The organism is Streptomyces sp. NPDC050263, from assembly GCF_040655955.1.
Taxonomy (GTDB): domain Bacteria; phylum Actinomycetota; class Actinomycetes; order Streptomycetales; family Streptomycetaceae; genus Streptomyces.
Genome location: NZ_JBFAKW010000001.1, coordinates 91,180 through 110,585, shown reverse-complemented (window position 1 = coordinate 110,585; position 19,406 = coordinate 91,180). Strand labels below are relative to the sequence as shown.

Sequence of the window (19,406 nt, the reverse complement as noted above, 5' to 3'; positions counted from 1 at the left end):
GGATCGCGCACATGACAGCAAACGACCTCAGCAGCCCCGTGGCCGTCGTCGGCACCGGCACCATGGGCCAGGGCATCGCCCAGGTCGCGCTGGTAGCGGGCCACCTCGTGCGGCTCTACGACGCCGTCCCCGGTCGGGCCCGTGAGGCGGCGGCCGTGATCGGCGCCCGGCTCGACCGGCTCGTCGACAAGGACCGCCTCGCCGCCACCGACCGGGACGAGGCCCGGGCCCGCCTGAAGGCCGCGGAGAGCCTCGCCGACCTCGCGGACTGCTCCCTGGTCGTCGAGGCCGTCGTCGAGGACCTGGCGGCCAAGCAGGAGCTGTTCCGGCAGCTGGAGGACGTGGTCGGCGAGGACTGTCTGCTCGCCACCAACACCTCGTCCCTGTCGGTGACCGCCGTCGCCGCCGCCCTGCGCAACCCGGGCCGCTTCGTCGGCCTGCACTTCTTCAACCCGGCGCCGCTGCTGCCGCTGGTCGAGGTCGTCTCCGGGTACGCCACCGACGTCACCTCGGCCACGCGCGCGTACGAGACCGCCCGCTCCTGGGGCAAGACGCCGGTCGCCTGCGCCGACACGCCCGGCTTCATCGTCAACCGCATCGCGCGGCCCTTCTACGCCGAAGCGTTCGCCGTCTACGAGGCGCAGGGCGCCGACCCGGCCACCATCGACGCCGTCCTGCGCGAGTCGGGCGGCTTCCGGATGGGCGCCTTCGAGCTGACCGACCTGATCGGACAGGACGTCAACGAGTCGGTCACGCACTCCGTGTGGCGGTCCTTCTTCCAGGACGTGCGGTTCACGCCCTCGCTCGCCCAGCGCCGCCTGGTCGAGTCGGGCCGCCTCGGCCGCAAGTCCGGCCAGGGCTGGTACGACTACCGCGAGGACGCCGAGCCCGCCGAGCCGCACACCGCGGAGCGGGCCCAGCCGCCCGCGTACGTCGTCGCCGAGGGCAACCTGGGCCCCGCGTCGGAGCTGCTCGCGCTGATCCGCGAGGCGGGCGTCCAGGTCCGCGAGGAGGAAGAGGACCACGGCACCCGCCTGGTGCTGCCCGGCGGAGGCCAGCTCGCGCTCGCCGACGGCCAGACCTCCGTGGAGTTCCGGGACGTCGTCTACTTCGACCTCGCCCTCGACTACCGCAAGGCCACCCGCATCGCCCTGTCCGCCTCCCAGGACACCTCCACGCAGACCATGTCCGAGGCGATCGGCCTGTTCCAGGCGCTCGGCAAGGACGTCAGCGTCATCGGCGACGTGCCCGGCATGATCGTCGCCCGTACGGTCGCGCGGATCGTCGACCTCGCGCACGACGCCGTCGCCAAGGGCGTGGCCACCGAGGAGGACATCGACACCGCGATGCGCCTGGGCGTGAACTACCCCCTGGGCCCCTTCGAGTGGAGCCGCAGGCTCGGGCGCACCTGGGCCTGCGCCCTCCTGGACGACCTGCACGACCGCGACCCCTCCGGCCGCTACGCGCCGTCCCTCGCGCTCTACCGGCACTCCTACGCCACCGAGAAGCGGGAGGGCGCCTCGTGACCACCGCCAAGCGCGACACCTACACCCCGGAGACCCTGCTCTCGGTCGCCGTCCAGATCTTCAACGAGCGCGGCTACGACGGCACCTCCATGGAGCACCTCTCCAAGGCCGCCGGCATCTCCAAGTCGTCGATCTACCACCATGTCGCCGGCAAGGAGGAACTGCTGCGGCGGGCCGTCAGCCGGGCCCTGGACGGCCTCTTCGGGATCCTCGACGAGGAGCACGCGCGCGTGGGGCACGCCTCGCAGCGCCTGGAGTACGTCGTACGGCGCATGGTCGAGGTGCTCATCGGCGAACTGCCCTACGTCACGCTGCTGCTGCGCGTGCGCGGCAACACCGACACGGAGCGCTGGGCCCTGGAGCGGCGCCGCGACTTCGACCACCGGGTCGCCGAGCTGCTCCAGGCGGCCGCCGCCGACGGGGACATACGCGGCGACGTGGACGTGCGGCTCGCGACACGGCTGGTCTTCGGAATGATCAACTCGATCGTCGAGTGGTACCGGCCGGGCGGCCGGGGCATGGTCGAGAGCGAGGTGGCCGACGCGGTGGTGCGGCTGGTCTTCGAGGGGCTGCGGACGGCCCCCTAGGGCCTGTCCGGGGCAGGGACAGGCAGTGGGGCTCGGAGGGCTCAGCCCTGCGGCTCCAGGTCCTCCTCCTCGAACACCAGCAGCGTGCGCGTGCTGAGCACCTCCGGGATCGCCTGGAGGCGGGTCAGCACGACCTCGCGCAGCGCTCTGTTGTCGGGCGTGTGCACCAGGAGCAGCACGTCGAAATCGCCCCCGACGAGGGCGATGTGGGAGGCGCCGGGCAGCTGCGTGAGCTGTTCGCGCACCGTCCGCCAGGAGTTCTGGACGATCTTCAGCGTGATGTAGGCGCTCGTACCCTGGCCCGCGCGTTCGTGGTCGACCCGGGCGCCGAAGCCGCGGATGACGCCGTCCTCGATGAGGCGGTTGATCCGCGCGTAAGCGTTTGCGCGCGAGACGTGGACGCGTTCGGCGACCGACCGTATCGAGGCACGGCCGTCCGCCTGGAGCATCTGGAGGATGTCCTGATCGATGGCGTCCAGCGGGCGCGGCGGCGGCAACGGGGCACTGCCCGTCCGCTGCGGGCCGCTCGACTGCGGGCCGCTCGGCGGTGGAGGGCTCGGCGGTGGAGCGCTCGGCTGTGGGCTGTGCGCGGGAAGCGTGGCACCGGGCTCCGGCCCTTCGACCATTTGTTCAGGTGCCATGTCCCCCCACCTTCCTGTCATGGACGTACTGCGTCCATCTCAGGCTGTGGAGAACCGTTTGTCCACAGCCTGAGGGGGCCTGTAGCCAAAATGTGCCGACGACCGAACAATCGGTAGGTGAGGCGCGTCACAGCCGACGCGTCTCCCGTAGCCGCTCCCACGAGGAGGTGCCGTCATGACGGTCATGGAGCAGCGGGGCACGTACCGGCCCACGCCGCCGCCCGCCTGGCAGCCCCGTACCGACCCCGCGCCGCTGTTGCCCGACGCGGAGCCGTACCGCGTCCTCGGCACCGACGCGGCCGCGCAGGCCGACCCGGAGCTGCTGCGCCGGCTCTACGCCCAGCTGGTGCGCGGCCGGCGCTACAACGTCCAGGCCACCGCCCTCACCAAGCAGGGCAGACTCGCCGTCTACCCCTCCAGCACCGGCCAGGAGGCCTGCGAGATCGCCGCCGCGCTCGTCCTCCAGGAGCGGGACTGGCTCTTCCCCAGCTACCGCGACACCCTCGCCGTCGTCGCACGCGGCGTGGACCCCGTCGAGGCGCTCACCCTGCTGCGCGGCGACCGCCACACCGGCTACGACCCCTACGAGCACCGGGTCGCGCCCCTGTGCACCCCGCTCGCCACCCAGCTCCCGCACGCCGTCGGCCTCGCGCACGCCGCCCGGCTCAAGGGCGACGACGTGGTCGCGCTCGCCATGGTCGGCGACGGCGGCACCAGCGAGGGCGACTTCCACGAGGCGCTGAACTTCGCCGCCGTCTGGCAGGCGCCGGTCGTCTTCTTCGTGCAGAACAACGGCTTCGCGATCTCCGTCCCGCTCGCCAAGCAGACCGCCGCCCCCTCGCTGGCCCACAAGGCCGTCGGGTACGGCATGCCGGGCCGCCTGGTCGACGGCAACGACGCGGCCGCCGTGCACGAGGTGCTGGCCGACGCCGTCCGCCGCGCGCGCGAGGGCGGCGGCCCGACCCTCGTCGAGGCCATCACCTACCGCATCGAGGCCCACACCAACGCCGACGACGCCACCCGCTACCGCGGCGACGCCGAGGTCGAGACCTGGCGCGCGCACGATCCGATCGAGCTGCTGGAACGCGAACTGACCGCGCGCGGACTGCTCGACGATGACGTGCGGAGATCCGCGCGGGACGCCGCCGAGGCGATGGCCGCGGACCTGCGCGCCCGGATGAACCAGGACCCCGTCCTCGACCCCATGGACCTGTTCTCGCACGTGTACGCCGAACCCACCCCCCAACTGCGCGCGCAGCAGGCACTGCTGCGCGCGGAGCTCGAGGCGGAACAGGAAGGCGCGCACCGATGACGACCGTCGCCCTCAAGCCCGCCACCATGGCGCAGGCCCTCACGCGCGCGCTGCGGGACGCGATGGCCGCCGATCCGTCCGTACACGTCCTGGGCGAGGACGTGGGCACCCTCGGGGGCGTCTTCCGGGTCACCGACGGACTCGCCGCGGAGTTCGGCGAGGCCCGCTGCACGGACACCCCGCTCGCCGAGGCCGGCATCCTCGGCACCGCCGTCGGCATGGCCATGTACGGCCTGCGCCCGGTCGTCGAGATGCAGTTCGACGCCTTCGCCTACCCGGCGTTCGAGCAGCTCGTCAGCCATGTCGCCCGGATGCGCAACCGCACCCGCGGCCGGATGCCGCTGCCGATCACCGTCCGCGTGCCCTACGGCGGCGGCATCGGCGGCGTCGAGCACCACAGCGACTCGTCCGAGGCCTACTACATGGCGACCCCGGGCCTCCATGTCGTCGCGCCCGCCACGGTCGCCGACGCCTACGGCCTGCTGCGTGCCGCCATCGCCTCCGACGACCCGGTCGTCTTCCTCGAACCCAAGCGTCTGTACTGGTCCAAGGACTCCTGGAACCCCGAGGACCCGGAGACCGTTGAACCGATAGGCCGCGCGGTGGTGCGGCGCCCGGGGCGGAGCGCCACACTGATCACGTACGGGCCGTCGGTGCCGGTCTGCCTCGAAGCCGCCGAGGCGGCACGCGCCGAGGCGGCACGCGCCGAGGGCTGGGACCTCGAAGTCGTCGACCTGCGTTCCCTGGTGCCGTTCGACGACGACACGGTCTGCGCCTCGGTACGGCGGACGGGTCGTGCGGTCGTCGTCCATGAGTCGGGCTCCTTCGGCGGCCCGGGAGGGGAGATCGCGGCCCGCGTCACGGAGCGCTGCTTCCACCACCTGGAGGCGCCGGTGCTGCGCGTCGCCGGGTTCGACCTCCCGTACCCGCCGCCGATGCTGGAGCGCCACCACCTGCCCGGCGTGGACCGGATCCTGGACGCGGTGGCACGGTTGCAGTGGGAGGCCGACAACTGATGGCACAGGTGCTGGAGTTCAAACTGCCCGACCTCGGCGAGGGGCTCACCGAGGCGGTGATCGTGCGCTGGCTGGTCCAGGTCGGCGATGTCGTCGCCGTGGACCAGCCGGTCGTCGAGGTCGAGACGGCCAAGGCGATGGTCGAGGTGCCCTGCCCCTACGGCGGCGTGGTCACCGCCCGCTTCGGCGAGGAGAGCACGGAGCTGCCCGTGGGTGCCCCGCTGATCACGGTCGCGGTCGGCGAGCCCGCCTCCGGCGACGCGCTCGGCCCGGCCGGCACGGCCGAGCCCCCGGCCTCGGCCGAGGGCTCGGGTTCCGCCTCGGGTTCCGGCTCGGGCAACGTGCTGGTCGGGTACGGCACGGCGGAGGCTCCCGCGCGCAGGCGCCGGGTGCAGCGGCCGACGGCTCCGGTGGCTTCGACGACTCCGGCGGCTCCGGCGGCTTCGACAGCAGCGGTGACTTCGGTCGCCGCCGACGGGCCCGTCGCGGTGATCTCCCCGCTCGTCCGTCGCCTCGCCCGCGAGAACGGCCTGGACCTGCGGGACCTCACGGGCACCGGCCGTGACGGGCTGATCCTGCGCGCGGACGTCGAGAACGCGCTGCGGGCGGGCACTGCCCTCGACCAGGCCTCCTCGACCTCTGCCTCCTCGACCTCTGCCTCCTCGACCTCCGTCTCTGCGGCCCCCTCCCCTCCCGTCGCCGCTTCTTCTTCCTCCGCGCTCACCGGAGGCCGCCGGATCCCGCTCAAGGGCGTCCGAGGCGTCGCTGCCGACAAGCTCTCCCGCAGCCGGCGCGAGATTCCGGACGCGACCTGCTGGGTGGACGCCGACGCGACCGAGCTGATGCGTGCCCGGGCCGCCATGAACGCGACGGGCGGGCCGAAGATCTCCCTCCTCGCGCTGCTGGCCCGTATCTGCACCGCGGCCCTGGCCCGGTTCCCGGAGCTCAACTCGAGCGTCGACATGTCCGCCCGGGAGGTCGTCCAGTTCGACCACGTCCACCTCGGCTTCGCCGCGCAGACCGAGCGGGGGCTCGTCGTGCCCGTCGTCCGTGACGCGCACGCCCGGGACGCGGAGGGCCTCACCGCGGAGCTGGCCCGGCTCACCGAGGCCGGCCGCGAAGGACGCCTCACCCCGGGAGAGCTGACCGGCGGCACCTTCACGCTGAACAACTACGGGGTGTTCGGCGTCGACGGCTCCACGCCGATCATCAACCACCCCGAGGCGGCCATGCTCGGCGTCGGCCGCATCGTGCCCAAGCCATGGGTGCACGAGGGCGAGCTCGCGGTGCGCCAGGTCGTCCAGCTGTCGCTGACCTTCGACCACCGGGTGTGCGACGGCGGCACGGCGGGCGGCTTCCTGCGCCACGTCGCGGACTGCGTGGAGCAGCCTGCGGTGCTGCTGCGCACGCTGTGAACCCGGGCGGGCTTCCGCGTTCGCCGTGATCCAGGGGGCACGCATCCCCGGGACGGACCGCATACTCGGGGGGTGACCTCGAACGAGCCCGCCGCCGTCGGCGAGCACGAAGCCGCCTACGACGCCGTCGTGCTCGCCGGTGGCGGTGCCCGTCGGCTCGGCGGCGCCGACAAGCCGGGCGTGCGGGTGGGCGGGCGGGCACTGTTGGACCGGGTGCTGGGCGCGTGCGCCGACGCGCGGACCACCGTCGTCGTCGCCGACCCCCGCCGCACCGCCCGCTCCGTGCGCTGGGCGCGCGAGGACCCGCCCGGCAGGGGCCCCGTCGCCGCGCTCGAGGCGGGGCTGCGTCACACCACGGCGGACGACGTCCTCGTCCTCTCCGCCGATCTGCCGTTCCTCGCGGCAGGCACCGTACGGCGGCTGCTGACCACCCTGCGCGCCGACGCGGCCGAGGGGGCGCTGCTCACCGACGCGGACGGCCGCGACCAGCCGCTCGTCGCCGCGTACCGTACCGCCGCACTGCGCCGCGAACTGGCGGCGCTCACCGCAGACCGGGGCGGCCTCGACGGGCTGCCCCTGCGCCGGCTGACCGCCGGGCTCGACCTCACCCGCGTCCCCGACCCGGTCGGGTCCTTCGACTGCGACACCTGGGACGACATCGCCACCGCCAGGGCACGTATCAGGGAGCATGGCCACGTGTTGGATGAATGGATTTCCGCAGTCAAGGACGAGCTGGGCATCGACCTCGATGTCGACACCGGCCTCCTCCTCGACGTTGCCCGCGACGCCGCCCACGGGGTGGCCCGGCCCGCGGCCCCGCTGACCACCTTCCTGGTGGGCTATGCGGCCGCGCAGGCCCAGGGCGGCCCCGAGGCCGTCGCCGAGGCCGCCCGCAAGGCCGCCGCGCTGGCGCTGCGCTGGGCGGAGGAGGCCGAACAGGAGAAGGCGGAGCAGGAGAAGGCCCAGCAGGAGAAGGCCGGGCAGGACAAGGCCGGGCAGGAGAAGGCCGACGGCTCCGGTCCGGACGCCGGATGACGCCCCGCGGCACCCGGCAGGGCCTGGACGCCGAGGATCTCGACGTCGAGGAGGCGCTCGCTCTCGTGAAGGACGGCAACGGCCCCGCGCAGCGCGACGGCAATGGCACCGGCACTCCGGCCTCCCGAGTCCCGGAGGCCGGGCACCGGGCCGCCGCCACCGACGACCGGCATCGTCACCGGGCCACCCCTTGGCCCGAGGCCCGGAAGATCGCCGCCCGAGCCGCGCGGTCGGCCGCCGCTCGTCGTGCTCCCGTCTCCGTCACCCTCGACGACGCCCTCGGCCTCGTCCTGGCCGCCCCGCTGACCGCCCTCACCGACCTGCCCTCCTTCGACACCTCGGCGATGGACGGATGGGCGGTCGCAGGCCCCGGCCCCTGGCACGTGCGGGACGAGGGCGTGCTGGCCGGGAGCGCGGCGCACGAGCCGCTCGCCGACGGCGAGGCCGTCCGGATCGCCACGGGCGCCCGGATCCCCCCGGACACCACCGCCGTGCTGCGCAGCGAGCACGGCCGCACCGACGACAACGGCCGACTGCACCCGACCTGCGAGATGCAGCACGGCCAGGACATCCGGCCGCGGGGCCAGGAGTGCCGCTCCGGCGACCAGTTGCTGCTCGCCGGGGCCGTGGTGACCCCGGCCGTCCTCGGCCTGGCCGCGGCCGCCGGGTACGACACGCTGGCCGTCGTTCCCCGGCCCCGGGTCGAGGTGCTCGTCCTGGGTGACGAACTGCTCACCGAGGGCCGCCCGCACGACGGCCTCATCCGGGACGCGCTCGGCCCGATGCTGCCCCCGTGGCTGCGGGCGCTGGGCGCCGAGGTCATCGCCGTCCGCAGGCTCGGTGACGACGCGAAGGTCCTGCACAAGGCCGTCACGTCTTCCGGCGCCGACCTGATCGTCACCACCGGGGGCACTGCCTCCGGCCCGGTCGACCATGTGCACCCCACGCTGCGCCGTATCGGCGCCGAACTCCTCGTCGACGGCGTCAAGGTGCGTCCCGGTCACCCCATGCTGCTGGCCCGCATCAAGGACGATCAGCACCTCGTGGGTCTGCCCGGCAATCCACTGGCGGCCGTCTCCGGGCTGCTCACCCTCGCCGAGCCCCTGCTGCGCACGCTCGCCGCCCGGTCGGCCCCCGAGTCGTACGCCCTGCCGCTGCGGGAGACTGTGCACGGGCACCCTCACGACACACGGCTCGTCCCGGTCGTCCTGCGGGGTGACCATGCCGGGCCGCTGCACTACAACGGCCCGGCCATGCTTCGGGGCATCGCGGCCGCCGACGCCCTCGCCGTCGTCCCGCCGGGCGGTGCGCGGGCGGGTCAGGAGGCCGAACTCCTCGACCTGCCGTGGACGACCGCCGGGATCGGCACCTGTTTCACGTGAAACACGCACCGCGAAGACGCATCGTGAAAGACGCGTCGTGTTTCACGTGAAACACCGCTTGAATCGGGTGCTCGACACCCCTTGAAACAGGCGGTGTTTCACGTGAAACAGGGTCATGTCTGGTCGGCGGGCGGAACGGCCCGGCTGACCGTGATCACATGATCTCCCGGCTGCAGGCTGGTGAGCCGGGGATCGGCGTAGTCCAGCAGTTCCTTGCCCCGGACGACGGCGACGACGAGGTCCGCGCAGGCCCTGGGCTCCTTTCCCGTCTCCGCCTTGGTGATCGGGCGCTCGATGAGGTCCAGGCCGCTGCCGAGGGTCATCAGGTCCTCCAGGGTCCTGGCCACGGTCGGGCTGACCATCGAGACGCCGAGCAGTCGGCCGGCGGAGCTGGAGCTGGTGATCACGGTGTCCGCGCCGCTCTGCTTGAGCAGCGGCACGTTCTCGTCCTCCCGGGCGGCGGCCACGATCGTGGCGCGCCGGTTCAGCTGGCGGGCGGTGAGGGTGACCAGGGCTGCCGTGTCGTCGCGCTGCGGGGCGACGATCACCCGGGAGGCGTTCTGGACTTCGGCCTTGAGGAGCGTCTCCGAGCGGGTGGCGTCCCCGGTCACCGCCACCAGCCCGTCGTCGCCGGCCATGTTCGCGGACTTCCGCTGTGCGTCCACGATCACGATCCGATCCTTCGGGATGCCCTGTCCGACGAGGGTCTGCACGGCGTGCCGGCCCTTCGTGCCGTATCCGACGACCACGATGTGGTCGCTGGTGCGGGCCCGCCAGCGGTGGATGCGGACCTGCTGGCGGGTGCGCTCGGTGAGCACCTCCAGGGTGGTGCCGACCAGGATGATCAGGAACAGCACGCGCAGCGGCGTGATGACGAGGATGTTGACGAGCCGGGCCATGTCGCTGACCGGGGTGATGTCGCCGTAGCCGGTGGTCGAGAGGGTGACGGTGGCGTAGTAGGCGGCGTCGAGGAGGCCGACGGAGCCGTCCGAGTTGTCGTTGTACCCGTCGTGGTCGGCGTAGACGATCAGGGTGGTGACGGCCAGCACCAGCAGGCCCATGGCGAGGCGCCGCAGCACCTGCTGGAGCGGGGGCACACTGATGTGCACGGGCATCGTGATGGAGCGGCCGGCTTCGGCGTCGTCCCGGGCCTCGCTGCGCGAGCGGTACCAGAGGGACCGGAAGAGGGAGAGCCGGGCCGGACCGGCGTGGTGTCGTTCCTGGTCCTTCATCGTGTGCCCCCTGTGGTGGTCATTCGATCGGCGGGCACCATGGTTCCCGGCGGGTCGGTGCCCGTCATGAAGCAACACGTCTCCATGAGCCCCCAACTGTCCATGATCCTGGAGGGTCCCCTTGCGTGACCACACTGTCGTCGTCGGCTTCGGCACGAAGGGGCGGTCTGCGATCCGGACGGCCTGCACCTCGGGCCTGCGCAAGGAGCAGGTCGTGGTGATCGACCCGAGCGCGAAGGTCGTCGACGCGGCGACGGCCGAGGGCTACGAGGGCGTGGTCGGGGACGCGACGCGCAGTGATGTGCTGCGGCGGGCCGAGGTGCAGCGGGCGGGGCGGATCGTCATCGCGACCGAGCGCGACGACACGGCCGTCCTGGTGGCGTTGACGGCCCGCCAGCTCAACCCCGGGGCGAAGATCGTGGCGGCGGTGCGCGAGGAGGAGAACGCGCCGCTGCTCAAGCAGTCCGGCGCAGACGAGGTCATCACCAGCGCCGGCGCGGCCGGCCGGCTCCTGGGCCTGTCCGTGCTCAGCCCGGCGGCGGGCAAGGTCATGGAGGACCTCATCCAGCAGGGCGACGGGCTAGACCTCGTCGAACGGCCCGTCACCAAGGCCGAGACGGGCCGTGGCCCGCGCGAGACGGTCGACCTGGTGGTGAGCGTCGTCCGGGGGCACCGCGTCCTCGCCTACGACGACCCGGCGATCGGCGTGCTGGAGGCGACGGACCGGCTGGTCACGATCGTGCGGGTGGGCCCGCCGAGCACACGGCCCACCCTCGGGGCACCCGGCATGCCCGGTGTCCCGCCCCTTCCGCCGGCCTGAACGTTCCCACCTGCTACTTGCGGTTGTAGAGCCGCATCGTCACCGGCCCGAAGACCAGCACGAACAGTGCCGACCAGCCCAGCGACCAGGCGACCTCGGCAGCCGGCCAGTCGCCGGCCATCAACCCCCGCACCGCCGACGCCAGATGGCTCACCGGGCTGTTGTTGACGAAGGCCTGCAGCCAGCCCGGCATGGTGCTCGGGTCGACGAACACGTTGGACAGGAAGGTGAGCGGGAAGATCACCATCATGCTGACGCCCATCACCGACTTCTCGGTGCGCAGCAGCAGCCCGAACATCGTCCAGATCCACGAGAACGCGAACGAAAAGACGATCAGCAGGGCGATCCCGGCGACGACGCCCGCGAACCCGCCGTCCGGCCGGTAGCCGAGCAGCATGCCCACGGTGAGCATCACGACGGACGCGATGGTGTAGCGCAGGGCGTCGCCGAGCAGATAGCCGACCATGGTCGAGGGCCGCCAGATCGGCAGCGACCGGAAGCGGTCGAAGACGCCCTTCTCGATGTCCGTGTTCACCGAGACGCCCGTGTACATCGTGATCATCACGACCGACATCACCAGGATGCCCGGCAGCAGGAACTGGATGTACTCCTCCGGGGAACCTGCCAGAGCGCCCCCGAACAGGTACGTGTACATCAGCACCATCATGATCGGGAACGCGGTGACGTCGAAGAGCTGCTCCGGCACGTGTTTGATCTTGAGGATCGCCCGCCAGCCGAAGGTCAGGGAGGCCGACCACGCGCTCGGCCGCGGCGGTCGCTCCCCGGCGATCAGCAGTGCGGCGAGCGACTCGGTGCGGACGGGGGCCAGGTCCTGTGCTTCCGTGGTCGTCGTGGTGCTCATGCCGCCACCTCGTCCTTCGGGCGATGCGTGTCGTGTCCGGTGAGGGCGAGGAACACCTCGTCCAGGCTGGGCTGCCCCAGCGAGAAGTTGTCGACGACGACTCCCGAGCGGGCCAGTTCGCCGAGCGCCCGGGCGGCCTGCTCGGCGGCGATGCCGCTGGTCGCCGTACCGACGCGGGCCGTGAGGGCGACCGGGTCGGGTTCCAGCTGGACCGTCGCGTCCAGGGTCCGCCGCAGCACCTCGGCCGCCGCGGGCCGCTGCTCCGCGTCCCGCAGCCGCAGGTGGACGGAGCCGGCGCCGACGGACGCCTTCAGCTCGCCCTTCGTGCCCTCGGCGATCACCCGGCCGCGGTCGATGACGGCGATCCGGGACGCCAGCTGGTCGGCCTCGTCCAGATACTGCGTGGTCAGCAGCACGGTGGTGCCCTGGGCGACGACCGCGCGCACGATGTCCCACACCTGGTTGCGGCTGCGCGGATCGAGCCCGGTGGTCGGCTCGTCGAGGAAGAGCAGGTCGGGGGTGTTGAGGATGGACGCGGCGATGTCGATACGGCGTCGCATGCCGCCCGAGTAGTGCTTGACCTGCTTCCCGCCGGCCTCCGTCAGTCCGAAGGCCTCCAGCAGCTGCCCGGAACGTACCCGCGCGGCCTTCTTGTCGTGGCCGAGGAGGCGGCCCAGCAGGACCAGGTTCTCCGTGCCGGTGAGGTCCTCGTCCACAGAGGCGTACTGGCCGGTGAGGCTGACGCGGCCACGGACCTCGTCGGCCTCGCGCACGACGTCGTGGCCGAAGATGTGCGCCTCGCCGGCGTCGGGCCGCAGCAGGGTGGCGAGCATTTTCACGGTCGTCGTCTTGCCGGCGCCGTTGGGGCCGAGGACGCCGTAGACCGTGCCGGCCGGGACGGCGAGGTCGACGCCGTCGACGGCCCGGGTCTCACCGAACGTCTTCACCAGTCCCGCGGTCTCGATGGCCAGGCCGGACGTGTGCTGGCTCATGATGGGGTGTCCTTCCGCGCACGTGGGTTACGCATGGGGAGACCTTTACCCTTGCCGGAACTCATCGGTGATCGCATCCTTTTTTCGGCGCGGACCCGCGGTCGGCGGCGGCGCGACGAGGAGTAGCGTCCCCCTCATGCATGCGATCACGATTCCCGAACCTGGTGGTCCCGAGGCGCTGGTGTGGGACGAGGTCCCCGATCCCGTACCCGGCGCCGGCGAGGTCCTGGTCGAGGTGGTGGCCGGGGCCGTGAACCGCGCGGACATCCTGCAGCGGCAGGGCTTCTACGACCCGCCGCCCGGCGCCTCCCGCTACCCCGGTCTGGAGTGCTCCGGCCGGATCGCCGAGATCGGCCCCGGCGTCTCCGGCTGGACGGTCGGCGACGAGGTGTGCGCGCTGCTGGCGGGCGGCGGATACGCCGAGAAGGTCGCCGTCCCGGCCGGTCAGCTGCTGCCCGTGCCCGAGGGCGTCGACCTCACGCGGGCCGCCGCGCTGCCCGAGGTGACCAGCACGGTCTGGTCGAACGTCTTCATGATCGCCCATCTCCGTCCCGGTGAGACGTTGCTGGTGCACGGCGGCTCCAGCGGCATCGGCACCATGGCGATCCAGCTGGCCAAGGCCGCCGGCGCGCGGGTCGCCGTCACCGCCGGCACCAAGGAGAAGCTGGAGCGGTGCGCCGAGCTGGGCGCGGACATCCTGATCAACTACCGGGAGCAGGACTTCGTCGCAGAGGTCCGGCAGGCCACCGGCGGCGCCGGCGCCGACGTCATCCTCGACAACATGGGCGCGCAGTACCTGGACCGCAACGTCCAGGCCCTCGCCGTCAACGGCCGGCTCGCGATCATCGGCATGCAGGGCGGCATCAAGGCAGAGCTCAACATCGCCGCGCTCCTCGGCAAGCGTGCCGCCATCAGCGCGGCCTCGCTGCGGGCCCGCCCGCTGGAGGAGAAGGCGGCCATCGTGGCGGCGGTCCGTGAGCACGTCTGGCCCCTGATCGCCGCGGGTCGGGTACGGCCTGTCGTCGACCGCGAACTCCCGATGAGCGACGCGGCCGCCGCCCACCGGGTCGTCGAGGACAGCGGCCACATCGGCAAGGTCCTGCTCACGGCCCAGCACGGGCACCAGGACAGGTCCTAGGAGCGGCGCAGGCGCAGTGCGGCCAGGGCGAGGGCGATGCCGAGGCCGATGAGGACGAGGCCGCTGCCGAGCGGCAGGATCTGCAGCACGGGTCCGTCGGCCCGTTCACCCTGTGTGGCCGCCTGCCGCACGGCGTCCTGCGGCGCGTCCGAGGCCGCCGAGGCGACGGCGGCCGGTGACGCGGACGCGTCGGTGTCGTCGGCCTCCGCGTCGCCGCTCGCGTCCGGATCCTCCCCCGCCGGGTCCACGGCCTCCGAGTCCTCCGAGTTCTCCGTCTCCATGTCCTCTCCCCCGTCGTCCACCCGTCCGGGCCGCGCCCGGCCCTCGCCCGCCCGGCTGCCGGCCCGGTCGGGCTCGGGGGAGGCGGAAGCCGAGGCGGAAGTGGACAGGGGAGCGGGGCGGGCGTACGTCGACACGGCCGCGTACGGCGTGGCGCTCGCACTCCCGGACGGCAGCGCGATCGCGCCCGCCGCGCTCGTCGCGACCACGCCCACCCCCACGCACAGCCGTGTCGCGCATTTCACCCGCTGCCATGGAGTCACGGTCGTGACCCCCTCCCGGTGCCCGGTAGCCAAGAAAAGACGCAATAAGCCTCACATCAGGGAACTGTCACCGCATTCCGGACTCCGCCGAACGGAAACAGTGGATCAGCTTTCGAGGGGGGCACCAGAGTGATGAGGTGGGGACGTGCGAGAGAATGGCGGCATGGAGATGCCGAGGAACGAAAGGTCGCCGGAGAACGCCCAGAAGATCCTGGTCGTAGGTCAGGACGGCATGGCGCTCGGCGGCGTCGACGCTGACGAGGACTCCCGTGAGATCCCGGTGACCGACATGGTCGAGCAACCGGCGAAGGTCATGCGGATCGGCAGCATGATCAAGCAGCTGCTCGAGGAGGTGCGCGCGGCTCCCCTGGACGAGGCGAGCCGGGTCCGGTTGAAGGAGATCCACTCGAGCTCGGTGAAGGAACTGGAGGACGGCCTGGCGCCGGAGCTGGTCGAGGAGCTGGAGCGGCTGTCGCTCCCGTTCAACGAGGACTCGACTCCGAGCGACGCGGAACTGCGCATCGCGCAGGCCCAGTTGGTCGGCTGGCTGGAGGGCCTCTTCCACGGCATCCAGACCACGCTCTTCGCCCAGCAGATGGCCGCGCGGGCCCAGTTGGAGCAGATGCGCCGCGCGCTGCCGCCGGGCGTCGGCCACGAGGGCGCCGACGACCCGCGCACGGGCGGCCGCTCGGGCGGCCCGTACCTGTAGAACCCACGGGAGCGACCAAGCCAAAGGGGCCCGGCGTCCGAAACGCCGGGCCCCTTCAACATGTCCGACGACATGTCCGTCGAGTGTCCGACGACATGTCCGTCGAGTGTCCGACGACATGTCCGTCGAGTGTCCGACGACATGTCCGTCGAGTGTCCGACGACATGTCCGAGTGCCCGCGGTCAGGACGCCGGGTTGCCCGAGGACACCTTGAGCTCGATCTCGGGCATCTCCTCCGGGTCGACGTCCGTCCCGGCGGAGGGGAACTGGTCCATGACCGCGCCGTCGCCGTAGGTGTTCTCGTCCACCTTCGTGATCTTGTACGGCCAGCCCGCGGCCTGGAAGCACTCCTTGACCGAGGCGATGTACTTGAACTTGAAGTTCGGCACCTGGATCTTGTCCGGGTCGTTGTACGACTCCCGCGGCTCGGAGCACTCCGTCGAATCGATGGTCTTCGAGGCGTCCGGCCCGCGGTAGTCCGCCGCCTTCGTCGCCGACGGCGAGGAGCTGGTCGTACCGCCCTTGGCGTCGTCGCTGCCGCCGTTGATCATGAGGGCGGAGATGAGGCCGCCGACCGCCACCACCGCCACGACGGCCGAGCCGATCAGCACCGCCTTGCTGTTCTTCCGGCCGCCGCCCCCGGACACCGTGGTCGACGGCTGCGGGCTGAGGTTGTACGCGGGCGGGGTGTGCGGCCCCTGCTGGTGGCCGTACGCCGGAGCGGGCGTCGGATAGCCGCCCTGCTGCGGATAGCCGTAGGACGGGGCCGGTGTCGGCGGCGTGCCGTACGGGTTCGGGGTCGGGGCGGGCTGGTACGGCGTCTGGACGCCCGGGTGCGGCGGCGCCGGCGTGCTCTGGCCGACCGGCGGGAACACCGCGGAGCCGACGCCCGCGCCGCTCGACGTGGCCGCGCCGGGGACGATGCTCGGCGGGGCCGGCTGGAAGGAGGCGGCGACGCGCAGACATTCGTCGCGCATGGCGACGGCGGTCGGGAAACGCTCGTTCGGGTTCTTCTTCAACGCGCGGGCGACGAGCGCGTCGACGGCCGGCGGCAGCGCCCGGTTGATCGAGGAGGGCGCGACCGGCTCCTCCTGTACGTGCGCGTACGCGATCGCAAGCGGCGAATCCGCCTCGAAGGGCAGCCGCCCGGTGACGAGTTGGAACAGCATGATGCCGACCGAGTACAGGTCGGACCGGGCGTCCACGCCGCGCCCCAGCGCCTGTTCGGGCGAGAGGTACTGCGGGGTGCCGACGACCATGCCGGTCTGCGTCATCGAGGTGACGCCGGACTGCATGGCGCGCGCGATGCCGAAGTCCATCACCTTGACCACGCCGCGCTTGGTCATCATCACGTTGCCGGGCTTGATGTCGCGGTGGACGAGGCCCATCTCGTGGCTGATCTCCAGCGCGGCCAGCACGTCCGCGGTGATCTTCAGCGCCTTGTCGGCGGGCATCGCGCCCTGCTGCCGCACGTCCTCGTCGAGCACCGAGCCGAGCGGGCGGCCCTCGATGTACTCCATGACGATGTACGGGGTCGTCAGCCCCTCCACCTCGTCCTCGCCCGTGTCGAAGACGGAGACGATGTTGGTGTGCGTGAGCTTGGCCACGGCCTGGGCCTCGCGGCGGAAGCGCTCGCGGAAGGCCTGCTCGCGGCCGAGTTCGGTGTGCAGGGTCTTGACCGCGACCTGACGGTCGAGCACGGCGTCGTAGGCGAGGTGCACCGAGGCCATGCCGCCCTCGCCGAGCAAGTCGCGCAGCTGATAGCGGCCGGCGGCCAGCGCCCGCCCCGCGTACCGGCCCTGCGCGCCGTCCTGGCTCATCTTCTGCGTCCCCCGTAGGCCTTCGGCGCCGTTGACTTGTAGTTGATCGAAAGTGCTATTCCCGGCCAAGTCTGCCTCAGGGCACTGACACGTCAAGCTCGGTGCCCGTTCCGTGACCCTACGAGAAAGAAGCGTCGCGGAAGCGTTACAGGTGCCGTACGGGCGGTACACGGAATTTGCACGTCGGCACGGAGTGCGGATCGGCTGGCCGGTCCGTCCCGGACCGGCGCCCGGGCCGGTCCCGGGCGGTGATCCGGGCATCGACCCGGACCGGCGGCTTGCGCGGAGGCTGTAGCGTGGCCGACGGAGACCGTAACAACACCGCGCGCACCGCGGGCAGAAACGACGGCGAGGACTGATGGCACAGCAGCGCGCTCAGGGCCCGTCCGACCCCGAGGCGACTGGCGGCGGTATGTCAGATGCGCCGGAGAACTGGGGCAACGGCGGGTTGGTCGGGGACGGCCGGTATCGACTCACCCACAGACTCGGCCGAGGCGGCATGGCCGAGGTGTTCGCGGCCGAGGACGTACGTCTCGGGCGCACCGTCGCGGTGAAACTGCTGCGCGCCGACCTCGCGGAGGACCCGACCTCCAAGGCCCGCTTCACCCGTGAGGCCCAGTCGGTGGCCGGGCTCAACCACCATGCGATCGTCGCCGTGTACGACTCCGGCGAGGACTTCGTGGGCGGCCAGAGCGTGCCGTACATCGTGATGGAGATCGTCGAGGGACGCACCATCCGCGACCTGCTCCTCAACGCCGAGGCGCCCGGGCCCGAGCAGGCCCTGATCATCACCTCCGGTGTGCTCGAGGCGCTCGCCTACTCGCACCAGCACGGCATCGTGCACCGCGACATCAAGCCGGCGAACGTGATCATCACGCACAACGGCGCGGTCAAGGTGATGGACTTCGGCATCGCGCGCGCCCTGCACGGCGCGTCCACGACGATGACGCAGACCGGCATGGTCATGGGCACGCCGCAGTACCTCTCCCCGGAGCAGGCGCTCGGCAAGGCCGTCGACCACCGCTCCGACCTGTACGCGACGGGCTGTCTGCTGTACGAGCTCCTCGCGCTGCGGCCGCCGTTCACCGGCGAGACGCCGCTGTCGGTGGTCTACCAGCACGTGCAGGACATCCCGGTGCCGCCGTCGCAGACCTCGGGCGGCGAGTGCCCGCCGGAGCTCGACGGCCTCGTCATGCGCTCGCTGGCCAAGGACCCCGACGACCGGTTCCAGACGGCCGAGGAGATGCGGGGTCTCGTCCAGTACGGGCTCCAGATGCTGTACGACCAGGGCGCCCACACCGGCACCTGGAACACCGGCCCGGTCGGCCCGGTCGGCCCGGTCGGCGCGCGCGACGGACGGGGCACGCCTCCCGGCGGCTTCGCGCACACGACCGTGCTGCCGCACGGCGCCGACGGCTCCGCCACCTCGCAGATCCCGCAGCCGATCCTGCCCGTCGGTTACGGCGGCGGTGACGACGGCGGCTTCGAGGGCCACGGCAACAAGGGCAGCGGCCGCGGCAAGCTGTGGATCCTCGCGGTCTTCGCGGTGATCGCCATCGCCGCGGGCGTCGCGCTCGCGGTGAACACCAAGGGGGACGGCAGCGGCGGCAGCGAGACCACGAAGTCGCCGTCCGCCTCACCGTCGGCCCCGGCCTCGCCCAGCGATTCGCCGACCGACGAGGAGAGCGAGACGTCCACGGACGAGAACACGGACGACGGCAGCGGCTCGGGCTCCGGATCGAACTGGACGCCGTCCCCCACGCCGTCCTGGTCGCCCTCGTCCAGCCCCTCCCCGTCGACCAGCAGCGAGCCTACGGGCGACGAGACGGCGACCCAGCCGTCGAACGACCCGACGGACACGGGGTCGCCCGACCCGGGGACCGACGGCGGGACCAGCGAGGGCACGACGGAGGGCACTTCCAGCGGCACCGACCAGGGCAGCACCACCCTCGGCAACCTGGGCTGACAGCCGCACCTCCCGTCTCGCTCCATCACCACGCGCGCGCGTGGGCCCACGACAGGGCTCCACGCGCGCGCGTGGTGTTTCTCGGGCCCGCGGGCTGCCCCGTGAGCCCCCGCGACCCGCCCGAAGACCGACTCTTCCCGTGGCCGGGGTGGCCGGGATAACGTGCCGTTGCTCCGGCCTCCTGCAAGGCTGTGACCAGGGTCCTTCCCGACTTTGCCGATTTACTTGGAAATCCAAGCAAAAACGCAGGTCAGGAGGGGTTTCACAGAAATGTGGAGCAATGGGTAACGTGATGACTGCAGGGCGCTCGCCGGGGCACCTGTCACGCCTGTTCCGGCCGAGTGGCACCCACCCCGTGCACGGGTGTCGGAAACAGGTGAGCCTCCCCCAGGCTCTGAACGAGCTGGGGGG

General features: G+C 72.1%; 16 protein-coding genes and 1 pseudogene. 11 read left to right on the top strand and 6 right to left on the bottom strand.

Going from position 1 to position 19,406, the window contains the following annotated elements:
* The first annotated feature begins 11 nt into the window (after positions 1 to 11).
* Together AB0J04_RS00510 and AB0J04_RS00505 are read left to right on the top strand one after the other, a co-directional pair.
* The gene (locus AB0J04_RS00510; RefSeq protein WP_363166143.1) at positions 12 to 1,526 is read left to right on the top strand and encodes a 3-hydroxyacyl-CoA dehydrogenase; all 1,515 of its coding nucleotides are present in this window, start codon (positions 12 to 14) and stop codon (positions 1,524 to 1,526) included.
* Positions 1,523 to 2,113, top strand: coding sequence for a TetR/AcrR family transcriptional regulator (locus AB0J04_RS00505; RefSeq protein WP_363166142.1), 591 nt, complete (start codon positions 1,523 to 1,525; stop codon positions 2,111 to 2,113). The genes AB0J04_RS00510 and AB0J04_RS00505 overlap by 4 nt, the downstream gene beginning before the upstream one ends.
* A gap of 41 nt (positions 2,114 to 2,154) precedes the next feature.
* Here AB0J04_RS00505 and AB0J04_RS00500 read toward each other — a convergent pair whose 3' ends face one another.
* Positions 2,155 to 2,754: an Lrp/AsnC family transcriptional regulator gene (locus AB0J04_RS00500; protein ID WP_363166141.1), complete on the bottom strand. Its 600-nt coding sequence runs from the start codon at positions 2,752 to 2,754 to the stop codon at positions 2,155 to 2,157.
* A 175-nt stretch (positions 2,755 to 2,929) separates the two neighbouring features.
* Here AB0J04_RS00500 and pdhA point away from each other — a divergent pair, with 175 nt between their 5' ends.
* From pdhA to AB0J04_RS00475, 5 genes are all read left to right on the top strand, one after another.
* Complete coding sequence (gene pdhA, locus AB0J04_RS00495; RefSeq protein ID WP_363166140.1) at positions 2,930 to 4,066, top strand: pyruvate dehydrogenase (acetyl-transferring) E1 component subunit alpha; 1,137 nt, start codon at positions 2,930 to 2,932, stop codon at positions 4,064 to 4,066.
* Positions 4,063 to 5,082 (top strand): alpha-ketoacid dehydrogenase subunit beta, encoded by a 1,020-nt coding sequence (locus AB0J04_RS00490; RefSeq protein ID WP_363166139.1) that lies wholly within the window; start codon positions 4,063 to 4,065, stop codon positions 5,080 to 5,082. The genes pdhA and AB0J04_RS00490 overlap by 4 nt, the downstream gene beginning before the upstream one ends.
* On the top strand, positions 5,082 to 6,497 hold the full coding sequence (locus tag AB0J04_RS00485; RefSeq protein WP_363166138.1) for a dihydrolipoamide acetyltransferase family protein: 1,416 nt from the start codon (positions 5,082 to 5,084) through the stop codon (positions 6,495 to 6,497). The genes AB0J04_RS00490 and AB0J04_RS00485 overlap by 1 nt, the downstream gene beginning before the upstream one ends.
* 72 nt (positions 6,498 to 6,569) lie before the next feature.
* Entirely contained in the window at positions 6,570 to 7,532 is a 963-nt protein-coding gene (locus AB0J04_RS00480) for an NTP transferase domain-containing protein (protein WP_363166137.1), read from the top strand.
* Positions 7,529 to 8,914, top strand: coding sequence for a molybdopterin molybdotransferase MoeA (locus AB0J04_RS00475; protein WP_363166136.1), 1,386 nt, complete (start codon positions 7,529 to 7,531; stop codon positions 8,912 to 8,914). The genes AB0J04_RS00480 and AB0J04_RS00475 overlap by 4 nt, the downstream gene beginning before the upstream one ends.
* 113 nt (positions 8,915 to 9,027) lie before the next feature.
* Here AB0J04_RS00475 and AB0J04_RS00470 read toward each other — a convergent pair whose 3' ends face one another.
* A complete protein-coding gene (locus AB0J04_RS00470) occupies positions 9,028 to 10,146 on the bottom strand; it encodes an NAD-binding protein (protein ID WP_363166135.1) in 1,119 nt (372 codons plus the stop codon).
* Positions 10,147 to 10,267: 121 nt separating this feature from the next.
* On the opposite strand from AB0J04_RS00470, the pseudogene AB0J04_RS00465 reads away from it, so the two are divergent.
* Positions 10,268 to 10,966, top strand: a pseudogene (locus AB0J04_RS00465) (NAD(P)-binding protein); the annotation flags it as partial.
* Positions 10,967 to 10,979: 13 nt separating this feature from the next.
* Here the strand turns inward: AB0J04_RS00465 and AB0J04_RS00460 are convergent.
* A complete protein-coding gene (locus AB0J04_RS00460) occupies positions 10,980 to 11,828 on the bottom strand; it encodes an ABC transporter permease (protein ID WP_363166134.1) in 849 nt (282 codons plus the stop codon).
* The gene (locus AB0J04_RS00455) at positions 11,825 to 12,820 is read right to left on the bottom strand and encodes an ATP-binding cassette domain-containing protein (RefSeq protein ID WP_363166133.1); all 996 of its coding nucleotides are present in this window, start codon (positions 12,818 to 12,820) and stop codon (positions 11,825 to 11,827) included. The genes AB0J04_RS00460 and AB0J04_RS00455 overlap by 4 nt, the downstream gene beginning before the upstream one ends.
* Before the next feature lie 136 nt (positions 12,821 to 12,956).
* Between AB0J04_RS00455 and AB0J04_RS00450 the strand changes: the two genes are divergently transcribed.
* Complete coding sequence (locus AB0J04_RS00450) at positions 12,957 to 13,958, top strand: NAD(P)H-quinone oxidoreductase (RefSeq protein WP_363166132.1); 1,002 nt, start codon at positions 12,957 to 12,959, stop codon at positions 13,956 to 13,958.
* Here AB0J04_RS00450 and AB0J04_RS00445 read toward each other — a convergent pair.
* Entirely contained in the window at positions 13,955 to 14,500 is a 546-nt protein-coding gene (locus AB0J04_RS00445; RefSeq protein ID WP_363166131.1) for a hypothetical protein, read from the bottom strand. The genes AB0J04_RS00450 and AB0J04_RS00445 overlap by 4 nt on opposite strands.
* A gap of 163 nt (positions 14,501 to 14,663) precedes the next feature.
* Between AB0J04_RS00445 and AB0J04_RS00440 the strand changes: the two genes are divergently transcribed.
* On the top strand, positions 14,664 to 15,209 hold the full coding sequence (locus tag AB0J04_RS00440; protein ID WP_363166130.1) for a bacterial proteasome activator family protein: 546 nt from the start codon (positions 14,664 to 14,666) through the stop codon (positions 15,207 to 15,209).
* 182 nt (positions 15,210 to 15,391) lie between these two features.
* Here AB0J04_RS00440 and AB0J04_RS00435 read toward each other — a convergent pair whose 3' ends face one another.
* A complete protein-coding gene (locus tag AB0J04_RS00435) occupies positions 15,392 to 17,029 on the bottom strand; it encodes a protein kinase (RefSeq protein WP_363166129.1) in 1,638 nt (545 codons plus the stop codon).
* Positions 17,030 to 17,384: 355 nt separating this feature from the next.
* On the opposite strand from AB0J04_RS00435, the gene AB0J04_RS00430 reads away from it, so the two are divergent.
* Positions 17,385 to 18,995 (top strand): protein kinase, encoded by a 1,611-nt coding sequence (locus tag AB0J04_RS00430; protein WP_363166209.1) that lies wholly within the window; start codon positions 17,385 to 17,387, stop codon positions 18,993 to 18,995.
* Positions 18,996 to 19,406 lie beyond the last annotated feature (411 nt).